We start from the raw sequence: 18,303 nt of genomic DNA on the forward strand, positions 1-18,303 counted from the left end.
CACCCCATCTTGAGGCAAGTGTCACTATTGTCCCAGTAAGGAGCCAGCGCCGTGCATTCAGAAACGCGAGACCTCAACCTCAGCGAAACCGAAGGGGCGCTCGCCGCCGCGGTCCTCGAACTCGTGCGTCACACGCGTGAGAACGACTCCCCTGCCCCCGAGCACATTGCGCGCTTCGCCCTGTTCACGACCGAGGCCCTTCTCGACGAGCGCCCCGAGCTCTCGAGTCTCCTCCCCAAGGAAACGCTCGACCGCGCGAGCGGCGACCCGCATCATCTCACGAGCATCGAGACCGGCACCCAGCACGCCGACGTCGCCGATGAGCTCCGCAATGCCCTGTGGCCCGAAGGCTGCGCAGGCGGCTACATCCAGGCCCGCATCCGCGGCGCGATCGATGGCTCACCCGGCACGGCACCCGCACCCGTTTTCGTTGCTGCCGGCGCCCTCACCACGGGCGAAACCTTCAGCGCCGTTGCCCGAGAAGGCGAAGAACTTCGCGTAGGTCGCGACCTCATCCCCGAGCTCGTCGCTACCCTCTGTGCAAGTCTCGGCATCGACTCACCTGGTGCGAGCGCCGATACGCAAACCGAGTAAACGTGTGAAGCAGGCAAGCGTCGGACCCCGCACGCCCGCATGGCGCACGTGCGGAAACCGACGCCCCCACCGCGTTCAGGCGTAGCTGGGTTCTGCCACCTCGGTGAGCTCCTCGAGATCGCTCTCGCCCAACTCTCCCTTGACGCCTGCGTGGCTCTCGAGCTGAGCGTGCGCAGCTTCATTCGACCCACTCTCAGCAGCCTCACCCTCGACATCGGGAGACGTGGTGCGCACCTCACCGGTGTTTTCATCCACCCACGATGGCGCACTCTTGGCGTACTGGGCGGTTCCGTAGGTGAGGTCGATGGCGACGTGATCGGCATGCAAAAGCAGCTCCGTGCGAGTGTTGCCGTCGCGGTCCTCCCACGTCTGCGTCACGAGGCGGCCGGTGCACAGGAGTGGCTGGCCGCGCTTCACGGACAGCACAACGTTGTTCGCAAGCGATTCACGGCGCACCTGCACACGCACGTACTCGGGCTTGCGTTCTTTCCATTCCTTCGCCTGCACGTCGTAGTACCGATCATTCACGGCAACGGTCACCGACGTGCGGCAGCCGCCACCATCAAACTTGAAGATCGTGGCATCCGCGGTCGCGTTGCCTTGGATCGTTGTCATGATTGCGTTCATTGAAGTTCCCCCCTTGGGATCGTTCGCCGCCCGCTGCGGCGCTCATCCACGAGCATGCCCTTCGCTCACGCCCTCGAAAAGAGCCCCATCGATCCGTGTGGAGAGGGCGGCACTGTGGAGGGAGAGTCACCGCGCATTCGGCCCCACTGCCCACTCCCGGTACACTGGATCCGCCCACGTGGCATGCCTCCATAGCTCAATGGATAGAGCAACGGCCTTCTAATCCGTAGGTTGCAGGTTCGAGTCCTGCTGGGGGCGCTGACCAGACATGATGCCGGGAATGCTCTGCGACGACGTCGAAACGGCAGGTTTACTCCGCTTGCGTGTGTGCGTTCCCCTCGACTCCATCAAGCGCTCCAGCTGGGTCGAGGCCTCGATACCAGTACGCCTTGTGCGCGATGACGCTCGTGTGCACCATCACACATTCAATCAGGCGAGGATCTGTCCCAGCGCTGATCAGAAGGTTTTCTACGGTTCGCCGGAGTGTACGAACCGTCCCAGCGCGGTCAAGCGATCTTCGTACTGCAGACGCCATGTTGTCCGGATCGGGCAGCATCCCGCGGGGCGAAGTGACGACCAGCCACGATCCCACAGCCTCAGGGTCCTCCGGCCGCTGAGCCTGACGCTGGCCGAGGATCGTTCTGGCGCTCGTCGGTCGCAAGAAACTGTCGCAGAGCGACTTCCTGCTCCGCCGTGAACGCGTTGTCGACATGGTGAGGTACCCCGTTCCCGTAAACCTTCGTTCCACGCGGCGGCGTACGCGGCAGGATGAGCCCGGAGGCCGGATCGACGGAGATCAGGCGTAGCGGGTCCGCCGAGCACCGCGGGGCCGTCGGCGTGGATCAGCCGCCGCCGTCACCCAGACTTGCCCGCCGGTGCAGTCTCAGCTCTGACGCAGGTCCGGGTGCTCCGGCGAGGGTGCTGCCGAGGCTCTTCGTGACGGCGAGCATGAGGCGGGCGCAGATCACGTCGAGGTCGAAGGAGATCGTCGCGAGCTTCGGTTGTGCGAGTCGCCCGGCGGGGATGTCGTCGACGCCGATAACCGCGAGCCGTGCGGGCACCTCGATGCCGGCGGCCCGGGCAGCAGTGAGCACGGCCAGAGCGACGTCGTCGTTGTGGGCGCACACCCCGGTGACACCAGCCTCGACGCACGAGCGGAGCTCCGCCGTCGATACCGCGCCACTCGGGGACCCCAGGATCAGGGGGTCGGGCAGCGCCAGCTCGCGGCAGACGGCCGTCACCCCGGAGAGGCGCCCCTCGGCCAGGCCGGTGAGGCGAGGGTCCGCCGGGAGCGCGTACGCGAGCCGCTGACGTCCGGCGGCCACCATCGCCTCGGCCTGGGCGCGTCCGACCGCCGCAGTCGGAACGGGCACATCGTGGACTCCGTCGGCGTCCCCTGCCGATGAGTGCGAGACCGTCCACCGCGCCACGGGGATCCGTAGCTCACGGATCGGGTCGATGCGCTCGGGGTCGAGGTCGACGAGGACGATGACGGCTGCCGGCAGCAGCTCCCGGCAGAGAGCACCGAGGTCGTCACCTGCGAACGAGAGCTTGGCGAGCAGGTGCAGGCCGGCGCGTGAACAGGCCGTGGTCAGTCGCTCGAGCAGTCCGACGAGGACGGGGCCCACCGGGACGTCGGGGACGACGAGCAGCACGAAGTCGCTGCGTCCCCGGGCGAGCGCGCGGGCGGCACCCGATCGGACGTAGCCGAGCTCGGCGGCGGCGGCACGCACGCGTTCGCGCGTGTGTTCCGGGATGCTCTGACCGGGCTTGTCGTTAAGGACGTAGCTCACGGTTGCCGTGGACACGCCGGTTGCGGAGGCGATGTCCGCCAACGTCGGGCGTCGCACCACTGCCTCACCTCCGTGACGAGGATCACGAACCGGATAAACTGCCGACCCTTGTCGGGTGCGCGACTCCACCCTATATTAGTTAAGCGCTTAAGTTCCAATGGAGGAGATTGACATGCCCACGAACAGCCGTGCCTGGTGGCACGAGGCGGTTGTCTACCAGATCTACGTGCGTTCCTTCGCCGACGCCGACGGCGACGGTCTCGGGGACCTCGCGGGTATCCGCTCGCGCCTCGACCATCTCGAGAGCCTCGGGGTCGACGTCATCTGGCTCACGCCCTTCTACCCCTCGCCTATGGCGGACAACGGGTACGACGTCAGTGACTACGAGGCGGTGGACCCGCGCTTCGGTTCCGAGGAGGACCTCGACGATCTCATCGCCGACATCCACCGCCGTGGTATGAGGGTGATCATCGATGTGGTCCTCAACCACACGTCGATCGACCATCCATGGTTCGTGGAGTCGCGCAGCACGCGCTCGTCGTCTCGACGCGACTGGTACATCTGGCGGCCCCCGAGGGACGGGGTGGAACCGGGCACGCCCGGCGCGGAGCCGACGAACTGGCTCGGCTTCTTCGCCCAGCCGACGTGGACGTACGACGAGGAGAGCGGTGAGTACTACCTTCACCTCTTCACCCCGGAGCAGCCCGACCTCAACTGGGAGAACGAAGAGGTTCGCCAAGCGCTCTACGCGATGCTGCGCCGCTGGCTCGCCCGCGGCGTCGACGGGTTCCGCCTCGATGTTATCAACCTCATCTCCAAGAGGTATCCGCTGCAGGACGTGCCGACGCCGCACTCGAGCCACTACGGTGATGCCTCCTCGCAGTACACCTGCGGGCCACGGATGCTCGAGTTCCTCGACGAGCTGCGGGACCAGGTGTTCGACACCGCCGAGAAGCCCCTGCTCACGGTGGGCGAGATGCCGGGGGCGACCGTCGAGGACGGGCTCGCCGTCACCGGCGGTGAGCGCCCCCGCCTCAGCATGATCTTCACGTTCGAGCACATGGACGTCGATCACGCGCCCGGCTGGGGCGGACGGTACGAGCCGAGGCCCTTCGACCTGCTCGCGCTGAAATCGACCATGGCACGCTGGCAGGAAGGACTGGGCCGTTCCGGGTGGAACAGTCTCTACTTCGGCAACCACGACCAGGCCCGCGTCGCCTCCCGCTTCGGTTCCCGGTCGCCGGCGCACGCGGTCGCCTCGGCGAAGATGCTCGCCACGGTTCTCCACATGCACCGTGGGACGCCATACGTCTACCAGGGCGACGAGATCGGCATGCGCAACTACCCGTTCGCGAGCATCGAGCAGTTCGCCGACATCGATGCGCACAACTCGTGGGCGTACGGCCGGGCACTGGGTGTCCCGCCGGAACGGCTCCTTGCGGGCCTGCGCCAGAACGGCCGCGACAACGCTCGCACGCCCATGCAGTGGGACGCGTCGGAGCACGGGGGATTCACCACCGGTACTCCGTGGCTGCCGCTCAACCCGAACACCTCCGAGGTCAACGTCGAGGCTCAGATCGACGACGCGGACTCGGTCCTCGCCCACTACCGACGCCTCATCGAGCTGCGTCACAGCAGTGACATCGTGGTCTTCGGTGACTACCGCCTCCTCGCCCGCGACCACGAGTACCTGTACGCCTTCGAGCGGACGCTCGGCGACGAGCGATGGATCGTGGTCGCGAACTTCTCCGACGAGGAGCTCGATGTCGCTGCGGCTCTCGGCGGCGCCGTCGGTGCTGCCGAGCTGATACTCGGGACTCACCACGAGCCGCCCGAGGGTGCGGTCCTGCAGCGGCTGCGCCCCTGGGAGGCCCAGATCTGCCGTGTACTCAAGGGGAGTGAGCAGTGATGGCATCGACCCCCTCGGCATCGGCGAGCAAGAGGCTCGTCCTGGTCGCGGTGACCGCAGCGCTGGGCTTCTTCCTCTTCGGCTACGACACGGCCGTCATCAACGGGGCTATCGACGCGCTCGCCGACCACTACGGCCTCGGCAGTGGCCTCAAGGGCTTCGCGGTCTCCTCTGCCCTGCTCGGTTGCGTCATCGGCGCGTGGTTCGCCGGCCCGCTGTCGAACCGCGTCGGCCGGGTGCCAGTCATGCTCACCTCGTCCGTCCTCTTCCTCGTGTCGGCGATAGGTACTGGCCTCGCCTTCGGCGTCACCGATCTCATCGTGTGGCGGGTCGTCGGCGGTCTCGGAGTCGGCGCCGCCTCCGTCATCGCCCCCACCTACATCGCCGAGATCTCTCCAGCACACATGCGCGGGCGCCTCGTCTCGGTGCAGGGCCTCGCGGGTGTCACCGGCATCGCGGTCTCGCTCTTCGTCGATGCCGGCCTGGCGTGGCAGGCCGGCGGTGCCGCGAACCCCCTCTTCTTCGACCTGCCCGCGTGGCGGTGGATGTTCATCGCCGAGGCGGTTCCGGCCATCGCCTACGGCGTCGCCGCACTGTGGGTGCCGGAGTCACCGCGATATCTCGTCGGCCTCGGGCGCGACGCGGACGCCGAGCACGTGCTGAGGACCTGCACGGGCCTGGCCGACCCACGCGCGAAGATCGAGGAGATCCGTGGCTCGTTGCAGACGGACCGCCGCGCATCGCTACGCGATCTCGCGGGTCGAGCGTTCGGGCTCAAGCCGATCGTGTGGGTAGGCATCCTCGTCGCGGCCGCCCAGCAGTTCGTCGGTATCAACGTCATCTTCTACTACTCGACCGCCCTCTGGCGCTCGGTCGGATTCGGTGAGTCGAACGCACTGCTCATCACCGCGATCACCTCCCTCATCAACATTGGCGCGACGGTGCTCTCGCTCCTGCTCATCGACAAGGTTGGCAGGCGCCTGCTCATGCTCTCCGGGTCACTCGGCATGGCGGTGACCCTCGGGGTCATGGCACTCGCGTTCTCGCAGGCGACCACCACCGTCGCTGGTGAGGTCCTGCTACCGGGCGTCTGGGGTGTGGTCGCCCTCGTCAGCGCCAACCTGTTCGTCGCCTTCTTCGGCGTGACCTGGGGCTCGGTCATGTGGGTGCTGCTCGGCGAGATGTTCCCCAACCGAATCCGTGCCGGGGCGATGGCCGTCTCGACCGCCGTGAACTGGCTGTCGAACTTCGCCATCTCGACCACCTTCCCCGTGATGGCGGCGATCTCGTTGACCGGCTCGTACAGTTTCTACGCACTCAGCGCCCTCGCGTCGTTCTTCCTCGTGAAGCACTTCGTCAAGGAGACCGCAGGCATCGAGCTCGAAGACATGGACCGTCAGCTCCGACACACGCCCGCCCCGGATCACGGCAATCGGTAGCCGGGCGAACCCCACCGCACCGATCGGTGTGCTCTGTCGGTCCACGACCGACGGAGCACACCTGTGGCCGTTCGGGTGAGGGCATGCCGTGAGCGAAATCGGTTCGAGGGCGCGGCGGGGCTGATCTAGGCTGTCCGGGCGCCCGACTCTGTCGGGCCATTGCCCCCGACCAGGAAGGACTGGCATACCTCTCGCCGGGTCGTGGGGCGCGTGGCTTCGAGCGCCTCCCGCACCCATGGTGCAGAGCTGCCTGTGGAGGCAGGATTCTGGGTCTGCGGCGCCGCCGGGGGTGGGCTGGCGGTGGGCGGTCGCTGGGTCGTCCACGGGCGTGGCCTGCCGGCGCCTGGAGCGGCGCTGGGGGTCGCGGAGGCACCGGCGGGTGGCTGAGAGGCAGAACTTGGCAGGGCCGGCGGCGCCGTCTGCGCGGAGTCACTGCTTGAAGTGGTGGTGTCGGTGGGACCACAGCCCACCAGGAGCGCGGCAGCCATCACAGCTGTCGCGGCGATGCGTCGTTGCGTGACTGAGCCTCCCGTCGTAACTGACTTCTATGTTTCCTCGGACTGCTTGACGTTGGCCCCTGCGCGCAGCGTTTCCTTGAGTTCCTCGCGCAGGATGAGCCACGTGGACCCGATCTTGTAGGCGGGGATGACGGCCTTCCTTCAGCCACTTGTAGACCCCGGGCTTGGTCATCCCGAGGATGTCGGCCACGTCCTGCACACTGAGCTTCTCCGGGCGGCCTTCGAACAGCGCGTCGAGGTACTTCTTGAGGACTCGTGATCCGTGCGGATCAGTGGGCTCCCGGCTTGCGGGACACCAGGGAGTTCGCCGCCTGGGCCGACGGCTCCCTCACCTGAAGTTGCCTCATATGCTCCGGCGCGGGGTAGTTTTGCCCGAACGGGAAACGGCCAAACTGCTCCTCACCGATCACATACCCCTCGGCACGGGCACGATCAAGGAGGGCGAGTGCTTCTTCGGGGGTCGGGTACTTGCCGCTGAAGGTGGAGCCCGCGGGGAGGTACGAGTCGAAGATACGGTTCTTCGGGCGCAGCCACATTCGCCCGGGCTTAGAGCGGTCCCGCAGGGCGTGGGCGCGCCACGTGATGACCGGGTGAGTCACCGAGAGGTTGACGAGGTGGATCCACAGGCCCTTTTCGGTTGCGGCGCGATCGGCGAGCTCATGCACGTTGACGTGCGCGTTCAGGTACTTGCCGCCCGAGAGAAGGGCCATCGTTCCGGGAGCCCCCGCGGGCACGTGGGCGTAGCCGTAGTTGTCGGCCGTGTACTCCTGGGCACGAGAGAGGGCGTTACCAAGGATCGGCATGCGCATCATGAAATTCGAAAACAGCAGGCGGAAATACGAGGTGTGGCCGGCGGCGTGGTGGCCCACTTCGTGGGCGATGACGAAGCGCAACGCCTCGGGGTCGCGGACTTTGCCACCCACTTCGAAGAGGTCGGAATAGACACACACGAAACGCCTATAACCGTGGCCGGCGGCAAAGGCGTTGATCATGCCGTTGCCGGAGAGGACGTAGGCGTCGGGTACGCGACGCATTCCGAACTGTTCGGCGGCTTCCGCCACCATGCGGTAGCCCTCGGGGAACTGGGTGGGGCTCATGCGCACGCCGGAGGCTCGAAGCTGCGCATACATAAGCGCGCGGGCGATCCATAGCACCCACGGGATCAACATGAAGGCAACGAACAGCTGGATCCCGATGGAGATGGGGCTGTAGGGGTTCGAGAGCCCACCGTCTTCTCCCTCAAGGGCAGGTTGGATGCTCGACCACTTGCCAGTCGCCACCATGTAAATGATGAACACGACGGCACCGACCCACGCGACGAGGAGAAGGCACGTGATGAGAACTCCCACGGCAAAGAGCGGGATGTCCCACGGATGACGAAGGGAAAGGTCACCCAGGAGCCCGTGACGGGTCGAGCCGTTAAAGAGGCCAGGCTTTCCCGCAGGTTTCTTGTGCTCGCTTTTGAGCGTGGGCGGGTCTTGAGGTTCGATTTCGGTCATAAATCCACCGTAACAACAGCGACCTACCATTCTTTAGAGAACTTCAGGCCGCGCGAGATCCTTACGAAAGCACGAGGGTGGGACGCCGCCTTCGCGACGCCCCACCCTTCAGAATTTTGGCGCTCAGGCCACGGGGGTGATGAGGCCCTTCGTCTGAGAAGTCGCGCGCGAGAAGCGCTCGGCGACATCCGCCCAATCAACGATGTTCCAGAAAGCCTTCACGTAGTCGGCCTTGACGTTCTGGTAGTCGAGGTAGAAGGCGTGCTCCCACATGTCGAGCAGGAGCAGCGGCACGGTTGCCGCGGCGAGGTTGCCCTGGTGGTCGTAGAGCTGTTCGATGATGAGCTTCTGGCCAAGCGAATCCCACGCGAGGATCGCCCAGCCGGAGCCCTGGATGCCGAGGGCCGCGGCGGTGAACTGCGCGCGAAGGCCATCGAACGAGCCGAAGAATTCCTCAACGGCCTGGGCGAGCTCACCCTCGGGCTTGTCGCCGCCCTCGGGCGAGAGGTTCTCCCAGAAGATCGTGTGGTTCACGTGACCAGCAAGGTTGAACGCGAGGTTCTTCTGAAGCTGGTTGATCGTGCCGAAATCATCCTTGTCTCGCGCCTCGGCGAGCTTCTCGAGCGCCTGGTTGGCGCCGTTGACGTAGGTCTGATGGTGCTTGTCGTGGTGCAGCTCCATGATGCGGCCCGAGATCGAGGGCTCGAGAGCGGCGTAGTCGTATCCGAGATCGGGAAGAGTGTATTCAGCCATGGTGGCCACCTTTCTTCGACGCTGACGTGCGGGGCATGCGCAAAGCACATACGCACAGGTGAAACCCTATCGAGTCCCATTGGGTGTTCAGTGTGAACTCGGGTTTACGATAGAGGGCGTGAGTTCTACAACGACGAAGCCAGCAAGCGACCGCATCATCTGGGTGGATTGCGAGATGACAGGCCTCGATAAGGCAAACGATGCTCTTATCGAAGTCGCCGTTCTCGTGACCAACGGGGATCTCGAAATCCTCGGCGAAGGGGTGGATGTCGTCATCAAACCCCCGGCAGGCGCGCTCGAGTCCATGGACGATTTCGTGCGAAACATGCACACGGCTTCGGGTCTCCTCGAGGAGCTCGACGGCGGTATCACACTCGCCGAGGCTGAAAAGGCATGCCTCGCTTACGTCAAAGAGCACTGCCCCGAGCCGGGCAAGGCACCGCTTGCGGGCAACTCGGTGGGCACGGACCGCGCCTTCATCGACCGCGACCTCCCGGAGTTCGCCCAGTTCATGAGCTACCGCACGATCGACGTCTCGAGCCTCAAGGAGCTTGCGAAGCGCTGGTTCCCGCGCGTCTTCTTCAACACTCCAGAAAAGCACGGCGGCCACCGCGCGCTCGCCGATATCCGCGAGTCGATCCAGGAGCTCAAGTACTACCGCGAAGTTTTGTTCGTCAAGGAGCCCGGCCCCACGAGTGACGAGGCCAAAGCAGCCTCAAAAAAGTTCGAGATCGCGCCCGAGTAACAGCGCTCAGCGCACCCACCACTAACACAGGAGTTTTGACAATGACGACACCCCTCCTCCTCCTCGATTCGACGCACACGAATCCCGAGCACGACGCGTGGCTTGAGGAGGTGGGTTGCGCGCTCCTCGAGTGGGGCGCGGCCTCGCGCACCGAGCACGGTTTCGGCTGGCTCGATTCGAACGGCGAGCTCGATCCCACTCACGATCTCGAGTTGTGGATCAATTGCCGCATGACGCACTGCTTTGCTCTCGCGAGCATCCGCGGCACCGAGGCGTCGCGCGACGACTATGCGGCGCTCGCCGCGCATGGCTTGAAGGCGCTTATGGGCGCCTTCCGCGATGAAGAGCACGGTGGTTTCTTCTCGATCATCTCGCGCGAGAGCGGCAAGCCTGTCGATGATTCCAAGCAGGCCTACGCCCATGCCTTCGTTGTGCTTGCAGCTTCGAGTCTCGTCGAGGCACAAATCCCCGGCGCCGACGAACTCCTCGAGACCGCGCTCGAGGCGCATGCGCGATTCTTCGAACCCGAGCACGGAATGTTTGCCGACACCTACTCGCGCGATTTCTCGAACTGCGAGGACTACCGCGGGATCAACGCGAATATGCACAGTGTCGAGGGGCTTCTCGCAGCCTCGGCAGCGACCGGCCGCCTCGAGCTTTTCGAACGCGCCGCGGTCATCGTCGAGCGGGCCCTCGCCTTTGCCAAGGGCAACGCCTGGTTCCTACCCGAGCACTTCACGACCGCGTGGGAGCCCCGCCCCGACTACAACCGGGATGAGCCCGCCCACCCGTTCCGCCCCTATGGTGCGACGATCGGCCATTCGTTTGAATGGGCGCGCCTCGCCCTGCACACCGCGGCCGGTTTCGAGGATCAGTTTTCCGACGCCACCCGGGCTCAGGAACGCGCCTCAGCTTTGCGCGATGGCGCGCTCGCCCTCGCCGAGAAGGCGTGTGAGACGTGGGGAATCGATGGTGACGGCGGCTTCCCGTACACGGTGGACTGGGATGGCTCGCCCGTCGTGCACGAGCGCATGCACTGGGTCGTCGCTGAGGCCATCGGCGCGGCCGCTGTGCTGTTCCGCACGAGCGGCGATGCCGTCTGGGAAGAGCGCTATGAGTCCTGGTGGGAGTGGGCGAAGAACACCACGATCGTTCTCGGCAAGCTCGGCAGCTGGATCCACGAACTTTCCGCCACTGGAGAGCTCAGCGAGACGACCTGGAAGGGGCAACCGGACATCTACCACGCCTATCAGGTGACGCTCATTCCGCGCCTCCCCGCGTGGCCGCCCCTCGCACACGCCGTCGCTACGGAAGCTCGCTCTCGATAAACCGCGCGTTCGACCCCGCGAGCCTTCGCTGCATCACGTCGAAGGCTTGCGGGTTCGAGTCGATCGCAAGGAACCGTCGGCCCAGTTTGTGCGCGACCGAAGCGGTCGTACCCGAGCCGGCGAAGAAATCGAGCACCCAGTCACCCTCGCGACTGCTCGCTTGCACGATTCGTCTGAGGATTCCCTCCGGCTTTTGGGTCGCATAGCCCGTTTTCTCGCGACCCGTGGGCGAGACGATCGTGTGCCACCACACGTCGGTAGGAAGCTTTCCCCGTTCAGCTTTCTCCTTCGTGACCAGGCCGGGCGCCATATACGGTTCCCGATCAACGCCCTCGGAGTCGAAGTAGTACTTCTTCGGATCCTTGACATACACGAGGATCGTGTCGTGCTTTGATGGCCAGCGCTTTTTCGTTCGCGCCCCGTAGTCGTAGCTCCAGATGATCTCGTTGAGGAAACTTTCGCGGCCAAAGAGCGCATCGAGCAAGACCTTTGCGTAATGTGCCTCGCGGTAGTCGAGGTGGAGGTACAGCGTTCCCGACTGGGCGAGCACGCGATGTGCCTCGATGAGCCTTGGCTCGAGGAACTCCCAATAGTTCTCAAAAGCGTCATCGTAGCCGTAAAGAGCTCCTTTGATGCTCGTGTAGCTGCGCCCTTTGAAGCCCACGCGTGCACCTTCGGTGCCCTCCTGAGCGCGCACGGTCTGGAGGGACTGACGCTGTTGGCGCCTTCCCGTGTTGAACGGTGGATCGATGTATATGAGCTGGATCGATTCATCGGGGAGTGTACGCAGCACCTCGAGGTTGTCAGCGCAGACAATGCTTGAGGGCACGCCTTCTCCCACCAAGAGCCTCTTGTCGCTCATATGTCCTCATTTCGCGAGTGCCGGGTGTGCGCACGTAAAGAAAAGAGCCCCTCGCTCGAGGGGCTCTTTAGCGGGGTGATCGACGGGATTTGAACCCGCGACCGCCTGGACCACAACCAGGAGCTCTACCTACTGAGCTACGACCACCATTGTGCGGGGTCTCCCGCAACGAATGACTACTCTACCGGGCCGCCACTACTCGGCGCGAATCAAAGAGCCATGAAAGGGATGTGAGTCTCACCGCATGCGAGAAAGTGGGGCGAGGGCGCGGAACATGCGGATCGCCGCCTCGGCCGCGGCATAGCCAGCGTCCTCGCTCGCGCCTTCCACTCCCGACCGAGCGACGGCTTGCTCGCGGGTATTGACCGTGAGCACCCCGTTCCCCACCGGAGTCGACTCGTCGAGCGCCACGCGCGAAAGGCCCTCCGTCGCGGCAGCGGAAATGTACTCAAAGTGCGGGGTCTCGCCGCGAATGACAACGCCGAGGGCCACCACGACGTCGCACGTGCGAGCGAGAGCCTGTGCCGCGACGGGGAGTTCAAACGATCCGGGCACACGCACCTCGGTCACGGCAGCCCCGGCATCGGCAGCCGCGCGGCGCGCACCGTCAAGCAGTGCATCCATGATTTCCGTGTGCCAACTCGCCGCGGCAATACCGATCGTCGCGGGGCCCACATCACTCGTGCCAAGCGCTGCCGAGGGGGTTCCGTATCCAGCCATGCTTACTCCTTGAGTGTCGTGATCGAAGATTCGAGATTGAGGCGGTGCGCCATTTTCTCGCGTTTGGTTTCAAGGTAGCGCCTGTTCGCTTCGCGCGGGGCGATCTCGCTCGGCACGATCTCGGCAACCTCGATGCCGAGGCTCGCAAGCGCGCCGTCCTTCTCGGGGTTATTCGTCATGAGCCGCACGCGCTCGAATCCAAGCGCGCGCAGAATGTCTGCCGCATCGTCGTAGCGGCGCGCATCAACGGGCAAGCCTAGGTGGACATTGGCCTCGACCGTGTCGTCTCCAAGATCCTGCAGGTGGTAGGCGCGAATCTTCTCGAATAGGCCGATGCCTCGCCCTTCGTGACCACGCATGTAGATCACGGCCCCGCCCTCGCGCTGGATCGCTTCGAGCGCTCCTTCCAGTTGCTCACCGCAATCGCACCGGTACGAGCCGAAAATGTCGCCCGTCGCGCACTCGGAGTGCACGCGCACGAGAGGAGGCTGGGAAGCGTCGGACCCCTCCCCCGGCCATGCGGAGCCGCGTGCGAGCAGGCTCATGTGCTCACCATCGTGGCCTCGCCACGCGCGTGCCTCGAACGTGCCGTGGGGTGTAGGCAGGTCGATCGGTGCGGTGCCGGTCACCCCGCCTTCGGGCGTGCGCATTTCGCTCACCGGGCCGCCTCTCGCGCGTCGAGCTCCTCGAGATATGCCGTGAGCTGCTCGATCGTGATAATCCCGAGTCCATGCTCACGCGCGAAATCCGCGAGAGCCTCCGCGTGCATCATCGAGCCGTCGTCATACACAACTTCGCCGATGAGCCCCACGGGAGTGAGGCCCGCAAGGCGCGCGAGTTCAACAGCGGCCTCGGTGTGTCCGGGGCGCTCGCGCACACCGCCGTCTCTCGCGATAAGAGGAAGGACGTGACCTGGGCGAATGAGTTCCGCCGCCCCGCCGGTCGCGAGCGTGCGCGCAGTGATCGCCCGATCCACCGCGGAAATCCCCGTCGCTTCAACCGCGCGTGCATCGCAGCTAATCGTGTAGGCGGTGCGCAGCGGATCCTCGCTGTTCGGAACCATGAGCGGAAGTTCAAGGGCAGCGGCACGCTCGGCAGTCATGGGCGCACACAGGTACCCGGAGCTGTGCCGCACAAAGAAACCGACCTTCTCGGGGCTCGCGAGCTCGGCGGCCATGATGAGGTCACCTTCGTTTTCGCGGTTCTCGTCATCGAGCACCACGAGGATCTCGCCGCGCGCGAGCAGCTCAAGCGCCTCCTCCATCGGGGTCAGGTCAATCGCAAAGCTCATTTCGTGTGCTCCTCTCGTGCGGCGCGCACGGCCACGAGCCGCGCCGTGTATTTGGCGATCACGTCGGTCTCGACGTTCACTCGGGTTCCGACGGTTGCCTCGCCGAGCGTCGTCGCCTCGAGCGTCTCGGGGATGAGGGCCACCTCGACGAACGCGGGGCTCTCCCCCGGCGTATTCACGGCCGTGACGGTGAGCGAAACGCCATCGAGGGTGATCGAGCCCTTTTCGGCGACCTGTTCTTCAAGGGTGTCGGGGATCTCGATGCGCATGCGCCACCACGTTCCCTCATCGTCGATGCGGGCAACAGCTCCCACTCCGTCGACGTGCCCCTGCACGATGTGGCCGTCGAGGCGAGCGCCGACCTCGGTGCAGCGCTCGAGATTCACGTGACTGCCGATTTCGAGGTCGCCGAGGCTCGTGCGCGCGAGGGTCTCCCCCATGGCGATCGCGGTGAAGCGAGCCGTCTCGCCCTGGATTTCGGGCGCCTCGATCGCCGTCAGGCACACCCCGTTCACGGCGAGGGATCCGCCCAGCTCGAGGCCGTCGAGCAGAGGCGCCGGCGCCTCGAGCGTGAGGCGTGCCGTGTCGTCCGCACCTTTCTCGAGCCCCGTGACGGTGCCTTTCGCGCTAATAATTCCGGTAAACATTGGTCACTCGCCTTTCGTGGGAGTTTGCTGCCGCGCACGCGGGATCGCGTGGAAGAGAAGATCTGAACCGCTCACATGGAGTGTTTCGGGAACGATGTCGAAGTCAAGCCGGTTCTCGAGGGTTCCGATGCCGAGCCCCGTGACCGCAGATGTGCCCGCACCGAGCAAAGTCGGAGCCTCGTGGATCCAGAGATCGTCGACGAGATCGAGCGTGAGCGCCGCGGAGATTAAACGCGGGCCACCCTCGAGAAGCAGGTGCTCAACCCCGTGTTCGGCGCGCAGGTTTTCGAACACGGCGCGGAGATCTCGCGTGCGATAAAGAAGGGGGCGTGCGTGTTCAGGGCCGTGTGTGGCTTTCGCGAGCCGCGAGTGTGGCTCGAGCGGGCGCTCGCCAATCACGACTCGCCGCGGTTGGCGTTGAGCGAGCGTGCCGTGCGCATCCCGCGCGGTAAGTGCGGGGTCATCGGCGAGAGCCGTGCCCGTACCCACCGCGATCGCGTCCACGGTGCTGCGGAGCGCGTGCCCCTCTGCACGGGCGCACTCTCCAGTAATCCAGGCGTTCGTGCCATCGGCTGCGGCCACGTAGCCATCGAGGGTGCGGGCGATCTTTGCTGTCACGAACGGACGCGACTCGCACGTGGCTTGGAACCAGCGGCGGTTCAGTTCCGTTGCGCGGGCAGTGAGGTCTGTTCCGACGCCGCCCGGCAACGCGTCGCTCCACATGCGGGCGTCGATGCCGGCATCGCGAAGAAGAGCGCCCCCGTTCGCGGCGATATCGTGCGGGTCCTGAACGGCGTAGAGCACACACGCAACGCCCGCGTCGATCAGAGTGCGCGCGCACGAGGGGGTGCGGCCAGCGTGGGCGCACGGTTCAAGAGTCACGATGCAGGTCGCACCGTGCACGTCGAGGCCATTTTCCCGGGCGATGGCGAGGGCATCTGCTTCGGCATGCGGGGTTCGGGCGCCTCGGTGGAAACCTGTAGCAAGGAGCTCCCCAGAGGGGCTTAGAATCGCTGCGCCAACGCGCGGATTGGCGCCGAGGGGTCCGCGCCGCGCCTGTTCGAGCGCGCGCTCACACGCCTCACGCAGGACGCTTTCACGCGCGGCATCGTGAGGGGGCTGATTCATGCCCATGGTCCTCGCCTCCCGCATCACTCATCTCAATCGATGATCCGGGAGAAGGGAAAACTGCGAGAGCACGGCGCGTAAAAGCGGCATGCTTCGCCCGCATGAACCTCCCATCCAGACTGTACTGTCGGCACCGGAATTCCACCGGTCAGGCCCAAGGCTCGCCCCACGGAGTGAAACGCGCCCGGGTTAGCGGGCTTTCACCGCCAGTTCGGAATTGCACCGAGTTCCCGGAACATGCGCCACCAGTTTAGCGCGCATGCGGGAGGAAACGACAAAACCCCCGCTCTTTCGAGCGAGGGTTTCCGTGTCGTGCGCCATCAGGGATTCGAACCCCGGACCCACTGATTAAGAGTCCCAAACCAGGCGACCTTATCGAGGTTGATTTCACCGGCGGCAGCGGATGACCGCCTGAGTGACGCTACACCTTTGACGATATATATCTTGGGCAATATGGTGATGGCACGACGTGGACACTGCACTGCAGCATGGAAGTGTCCGAGTGGTACGCAAAACTCAGTCCCACAGACAAAGGGAACTTCTGCACGATTAGGTGACAATGGTGGTGTCAGGCTGCGAGGCTCACGGCCTGGTTCATGATGGTCTCGTATTCGATGGGGGCAGTCGGCCCAGTCGCGTTTGTCGGCGGCGCGGGTGGTACGTTCTCTCGATCCAGGTGCCGATTGCGATGCGGAGTTCTTCGCGGGTCCGCCACCGCTTGCGGTCCGGAACGTTTTTCTGCAGGAGTGCGAAGAAGGAGTCCATCGCTGCGTTGTCGCCGGCCGCACCAACTTTGCCCATCCACCCGATGAGGTGGTGGCGGTTCAGGGCGTGCACGAAGCTTCGCGCTCGGAACTGGAATCCTCGGTCCGCGTGCACGATGCACCCAGCAGCATCGGAACGGCGCGATACCGCGTTGTTCAGGGCGTTCACCGCGAGACGGGCCTTCATCCGGCCGCTGATCGAGTAGCCCACGATCCTCCCGAAGAACTCGTCTTTGATCGCGCACAGGTAGAGCTTGCCCTCGTCGGTCCAGTGCTCGGTGATGTCGGTCAGCCAGAGCTCGTTGACGTCACCTGCGGTGAAGTCCCGCTGGACGAGATCGTCGTGCACGCTCGGGCCTGGGCGTTTCCTGTTCTTACCGCGCTTCTTCCCGAACACGGGCCACCACTGGTTATCTCGGCAGATCCGCCACGCGGTTTTCTCGCACATCACTTCGCCCGCGGCGCGGGCCTCCCCTCCCCTACTAGGAATCTGGATCCGAACTCGGGATCGTCCCGGTGGGCGTCGAACAGAGCGTTTGCCCGGTAGGCCTCGGTCAGCTCGGAGGCGGTGACCTGCCGGTTTCGCCAGCGATAGTAGGGCTGGCGGGAGAGGTTCAGGACCCGCAAGGACACCGCGACGGGGATCCCGTCAGCGGCGAGCTCGCTCACGAGCGGTTAGAACCATTTCCCGGCAAATTCGTCTGGGACAGGTAGGCGGCCGCTCGACGGAGGACCTCGTTCTCCTGCTCCAGCACCCGGTTGCGGCGACGGAGATCGCGCAGTTCCGTCGAGTCCTCACGGGTCCTCCCGGGGCGGTTGCCGTCATCGATATCGGCCTGGCGGATCCATTTATGGAGCGCCATCTCGTGGATTCCGAAGTCCTTCGCGATCTGCGCGAGCGTGACGCCGTCCTCACGGGACCGGGCCACCCGTACGACGTCATCGCGGAACTCTCGAGGGTAGGGAGCGGGCATAGGGCACATCGTTCCAGGCCGCCCTGCGGGCAAGCCAGATCAGATGTCACCTTTCCGCGCAGCAGTCCCTCCTGATTGCTTTTCAAATCGCGCTTAAACTCCTGCGCCGAGGAAGAGCCTGGTGCATACGTTGTTGGGAGGTGCTCGTGCGTCGGCTACATCTGCCTGTTGATGGGTGCGCTGCCGAATGTGATCGCATCGGCAGCGCACCCGCCGCGGGGGCGTTTTCAGCCGCCCGAGGCCCTAGGAGTCGACCCGGTTGGGCTCTGCCGCAGTGCGCGTGCTGCGGTTCGGTCCGCGTTCTGCCTCTCGTGGCGGCGACGGCTGTGAGTGTGCACTGCGTGCCTTGAACACGAAGCCCCCGGTCGCGACAAGGACTGCGAGTGCCCCAATGCTGGACCAAATAGCATGCGTCTGTTGAGTGAAGGCATCACTTACTGCGATGGAACTCGATACGCCTAAGCATATGCCGAATAGCGCACCGATTAACCGGTCTTTCATCATGGCGGTTCCTATCTCTCGGGCCGTCGTGTTAGGGAAGGCGCATGCACGGAACGCAGACATTGGGGGCGCCAAACTTTGAACAGCATGCTCGCAACGCGGGACCGCATGAAGCGAAGGCGCACGCTAGGCAGAGGGCGATACCGGCGCCGGTGGGAGATGAGGCGCATGGTGCCGCGCATGTAGCGCATCCTGCTGCTCGCTCCAGACA

Annotated in this window: 15 protein-coding genes, 2 tRNA genes, 1 pseudogene and 1 riboswitch; of the genes and pseudogenes, 6 read left to right on the forward strand and 12 right to left on the reverse strand. The window is 64.9% G+C overall.

Annotated features, from left to right (window positions below):
- The first annotated feature begins 51 nt into the window (after positions 1-51).
- Positions 52-594, forward strand: coding sequence for a hypothetical protein (locus NBW56_RS02475; protein WP_150333051.1), 543 nt, complete (start codon positions 52-54; stop codon positions 592-594).
- Between the two features lie 75 nt (positions 595-669).
- Here NBW56_RS02475 and NBW56_RS02480 read toward each other — a convergent pair whose 3' ends face one another.
- Positions 670-1,221: a single-stranded DNA-binding protein gene (locus NBW56_RS02480; RefSeq protein WP_250257864.1), complete on the reverse strand. Its 552-nt coding sequence runs from the start codon at positions 1,219-1,221 to the stop codon at positions 670-672.
- Positions 1,222-1,406: 185 nt separating this feature from the next.
- On the opposite strand from NBW56_RS02480, the gene NBW56_RS02485 reads away from it, so the two are divergent.
- Positions 1,407-1,479 (forward strand) — tRNA-Arg (locus tag NBW56_RS02485).
- 584 nt (positions 1,480-2,063) lie between these two features.
- On the opposite strand, the gene NBW56_RS02490 is transcribed toward NBW56_RS02485, so the two are convergent.
- Positions 2,064-3,074, reverse strand: a complete 1,011-nt coding sequence (locus NBW56_RS02490) for a LacI family DNA-binding transcriptional regulator (protein WP_250257865.1) — start codon at positions 3,072-3,074, stop codon at positions 2,064-2,066.
- A 112-nt stretch (positions 3,075-3,186) separates the two neighbouring features.
- Here NBW56_RS02490 and NBW56_RS02495 point away from each other — a divergent pair, with 112 nt between their 5' ends.
- The gene (locus NBW56_RS02495; protein ID WP_250257866.1) at positions 3,187-4,923 is read left to right on the forward strand and encodes a glycoside hydrolase family 13 protein; all 1,737 of its coding nucleotides are present in this window, start codon (positions 3,187-3,189) and stop codon (positions 4,921-4,923) included.
- Complete coding sequence (locus NBW56_RS02500; protein WP_250257867.1) at positions 4,923-6,362, forward strand: sugar porter family MFS transporter; 1,440 nt, start codon at positions 4,923-4,925, stop codon at positions 6,360-6,362. Before NBW56_RS02495 ends, NBW56_RS02500 begins: the two co-directional genes overlap by 1 nt.
- A gap of 787 nt (positions 6,363-7,149) precedes the next feature.
- Here NBW56_RS02500 and NBW56_RS02505 read toward each other — a convergent pair.
- Together NBW56_RS02505 and NBW56_RS02510 are read right to left on the reverse strand one after the other, a co-directional pair.
- Positions 7,150-8,379 (reverse strand): M48 family metallopeptidase, encoded by a 1,230-nt coding sequence (locus NBW56_RS02505; RefSeq protein ID WP_150332991.1) that lies wholly within the window; start codon positions 8,377-8,379, stop codon positions 7,150-7,152.
- A 123-nt stretch (positions 8,380-8,502) separates the two neighbouring features.
- Entirely contained in the window at positions 8,503-9,132 is a 630-nt protein-coding gene (locus NBW56_RS02510) for a superoxide dismutase (RefSeq protein WP_055088467.1), read from the reverse strand.
- 175 nt (positions 9,133-9,307) lie between these two features.
- On the opposite strand from NBW56_RS02510, the gene orn reads away from it, so the two are divergent.
- Entirely contained in the window at positions 9,308-9,877 is a 570-nt protein-coding gene (gene orn / locus NBW56_RS02515) for an oligoribonuclease (RefSeq protein ID WP_250258523.1), read from the forward strand.
- A 41-nt stretch (positions 9,878-9,918) separates the two neighbouring features.
- Complete coding sequence (locus NBW56_RS02520) at positions 9,919-11,205, forward strand: AGE family epimerase/isomerase (RefSeq protein ID WP_250257868.1); 1,287 nt, start codon at positions 9,919-9,921, stop codon at positions 11,203-11,205.
- Here the strand turns inward: NBW56_RS02520 and NBW56_RS02525 are convergent.
- The 8 genes and pseudogenes from NBW56_RS02525 to NBW56_RS02560 form a co-directional block, all read right to left on the reverse strand.
- Positions 11,183-12,067 carry a DNA-methyltransferase gene (locus NBW56_RS02525; protein ID WP_250257869.1) on the reverse strand — a complete coding sequence of 295 codons (885 nt, stop codon included), beginning with the start codon at positions 12,065-12,067 and terminating at the stop codon, positions 11,183-11,185. The two genes, NBW56_RS02520 and NBW56_RS02525, sit on opposite strands and share 23 nt — an antisense overlap.
- A gap of 74 nt (positions 12,068-12,141) precedes the next feature.
- Positions 12,142-12,214: transfer RNA gene (locus NBW56_RS02530), tRNA-His, on the reverse strand.
- 90 nt (positions 12,215-12,304) lie between these two features.
- On the reverse strand, positions 12,305-12,787 hold the full coding sequence (ribH, locus tag NBW56_RS02535) for a 6,7-dimethyl-8-ribityllumazine synthase (protein WP_250257870.1): 483 nt from the start codon (positions 12,785-12,787) through the stop codon (positions 12,305-12,307).
- A gap of 2 nt (positions 12,788-12,789) precedes the next feature.
- A complete protein-coding gene (locus NBW56_RS02540; protein ID WP_250258524.1) occupies positions 12,790-13,437 on the reverse strand; it encodes a GTP cyclohydrolase II in 648 nt (215 codons plus the stop codon).
- A gap of 5 nt (positions 13,438-13,442) precedes the next feature.
- Positions 13,443-14,078, reverse strand: a complete 636-nt coding sequence (gene ribB, locus NBW56_RS02545) for a 3,4-dihydroxy-2-butanone-4-phosphate synthase (protein WP_250257871.1) — start codon at positions 14,076-14,078, stop codon at positions 13,443-13,445.
- Entirely contained in the window at positions 14,075-14,725 is a 651-nt protein-coding gene (locus NBW56_RS02550) for a riboflavin synthase (RefSeq protein WP_250257872.1), read from the reverse strand. Before NBW56_RS02550 ends, ribB begins: the two co-directional genes overlap by 4 nt.
- A 3-nt stretch (positions 14,726-14,728) precedes the next feature.
- On the reverse strand, positions 14,729-15,853 hold the full coding sequence (ribD, locus tag NBW56_RS02555) for a bifunctional diaminohydroxyphosphoribosylaminopyrimidine deaminase/5-amino-6-(5-phosphoribosylamino)uracil reductase RibD (protein ID WP_250257873.1): 1,125 nt from the start codon (positions 15,851-15,853) through the stop codon (positions 14,729-14,731).
- 98 nt (positions 15,854-15,951) lie between these two features.
- Positions 15,952-16,095, reverse strand: a riboswitch (FMN riboswitch).
- A 326-nt stretch (positions 16,096-16,421) separates the two neighbouring features.
- Positions 16,422-17,591, reverse strand: a pseudogene (locus NBW56_RS02560) (IS3 family transposase).
- Positions 17,592-18,303 lie beyond the last annotated feature (712 nt).

The sequence above is a fragment of the Dermabacter sp. Marseille-Q3180 genome (genome assembly GCF_940792985.1).
Lineage (GTDB): Bacteria > Actinomycetota > Actinomycetes > Actinomycetales > Dermabacteraceae > Dermabacter > Dermabacter vaginalis.

Bases quoted from the DNA above. Each gene is read 5' to 3' on its own strand.
- NBW56_RS02520 (WP_250257868.1), top strand. From the start codon at position 9,919: ATGACGACACCCCTCCTCCTCCTCGATTCGACGCACACGAATCCCGAG.
- NBW56_RS02510 (WP_055088467.1), bottom strand. From the start codon at position 9,132: ATGGCTGAATACACTCTTCCCGATCTCGGATACGACTACGCCGCTCTC.
- NBW56_RS02540 (WP_250258524.1), bottom strand. From the start codon at position 13,437: ATGCGCACGCCCGAAGGCGGGGTGACCGGCACCGCACCGATCGACCTG.
- ribH (WP_250257870.1), bottom strand. From the start codon at position 12,787: ATGGCTGGATACGGAACCCCCTCGGCAGCGCTTGGCACGAGTGATGTG.
- NBW56_RS02550 (WP_250257872.1), bottom strand. From the start codon at position 14,725: ATGTTTACCGGAATTATTAGCGCGAAAGGCACCGTCACGGGGCTCGAG.
- NBW56_RS02480 (WP_250257864.1), bottom strand. From the start codon at position 1,221: ATGAACGCAATCATGACAACGATCCAAGGCAACGCGACCGCGGATGCC.
- NBW56_RS02505 (WP_150332991.1), bottom strand. From the start codon at position 8,379: ATGACCGAAATCGAACCTCAAGACCCGCCCACGCTCAAAAGCGAGCAC.
- ribD (WP_250257873.1), bottom strand. From the start codon at position 15,853: ATGAATCAGCCCCCTCACGATGCCGCGCGTGAAAGCGTCCTGCGTGAG.
- NBW56_RS02495 (WP_250257866.1), top strand. From the start codon at position 3,187: ATGCCCACGAACAGCCGTGCCTGGTGGCACGAGGCGGTTGTCTACCAG.
- NBW56_RS02500 (WP_250257867.1), top strand. From the start codon at position 4,923: ATGGCATCGACCCCCTCGGCATCGGCGAGCAAGAGGCTCGTCCTGGTC.
- NBW56_RS02525 (WP_250257869.1), bottom strand. From the start codon at position 12,067: ATGAGCGACAAGAGGCTCTTGGTGGGAGAAGGCGTGCCCTCAAGCATT.
- orn (WP_250258523.1), top strand. From the start codon at position 9,308: ATGACAGGCCTCGATAAGGCAAACGATGCTCTTATCGAAGTCGCCGTT.
- ribB (WP_250257871.1), bottom strand. From the start codon at position 14,078: ATGAGCTTTGCGATTGACCTGACCCCGATGGAGGAGGCGCTTGAGCTG.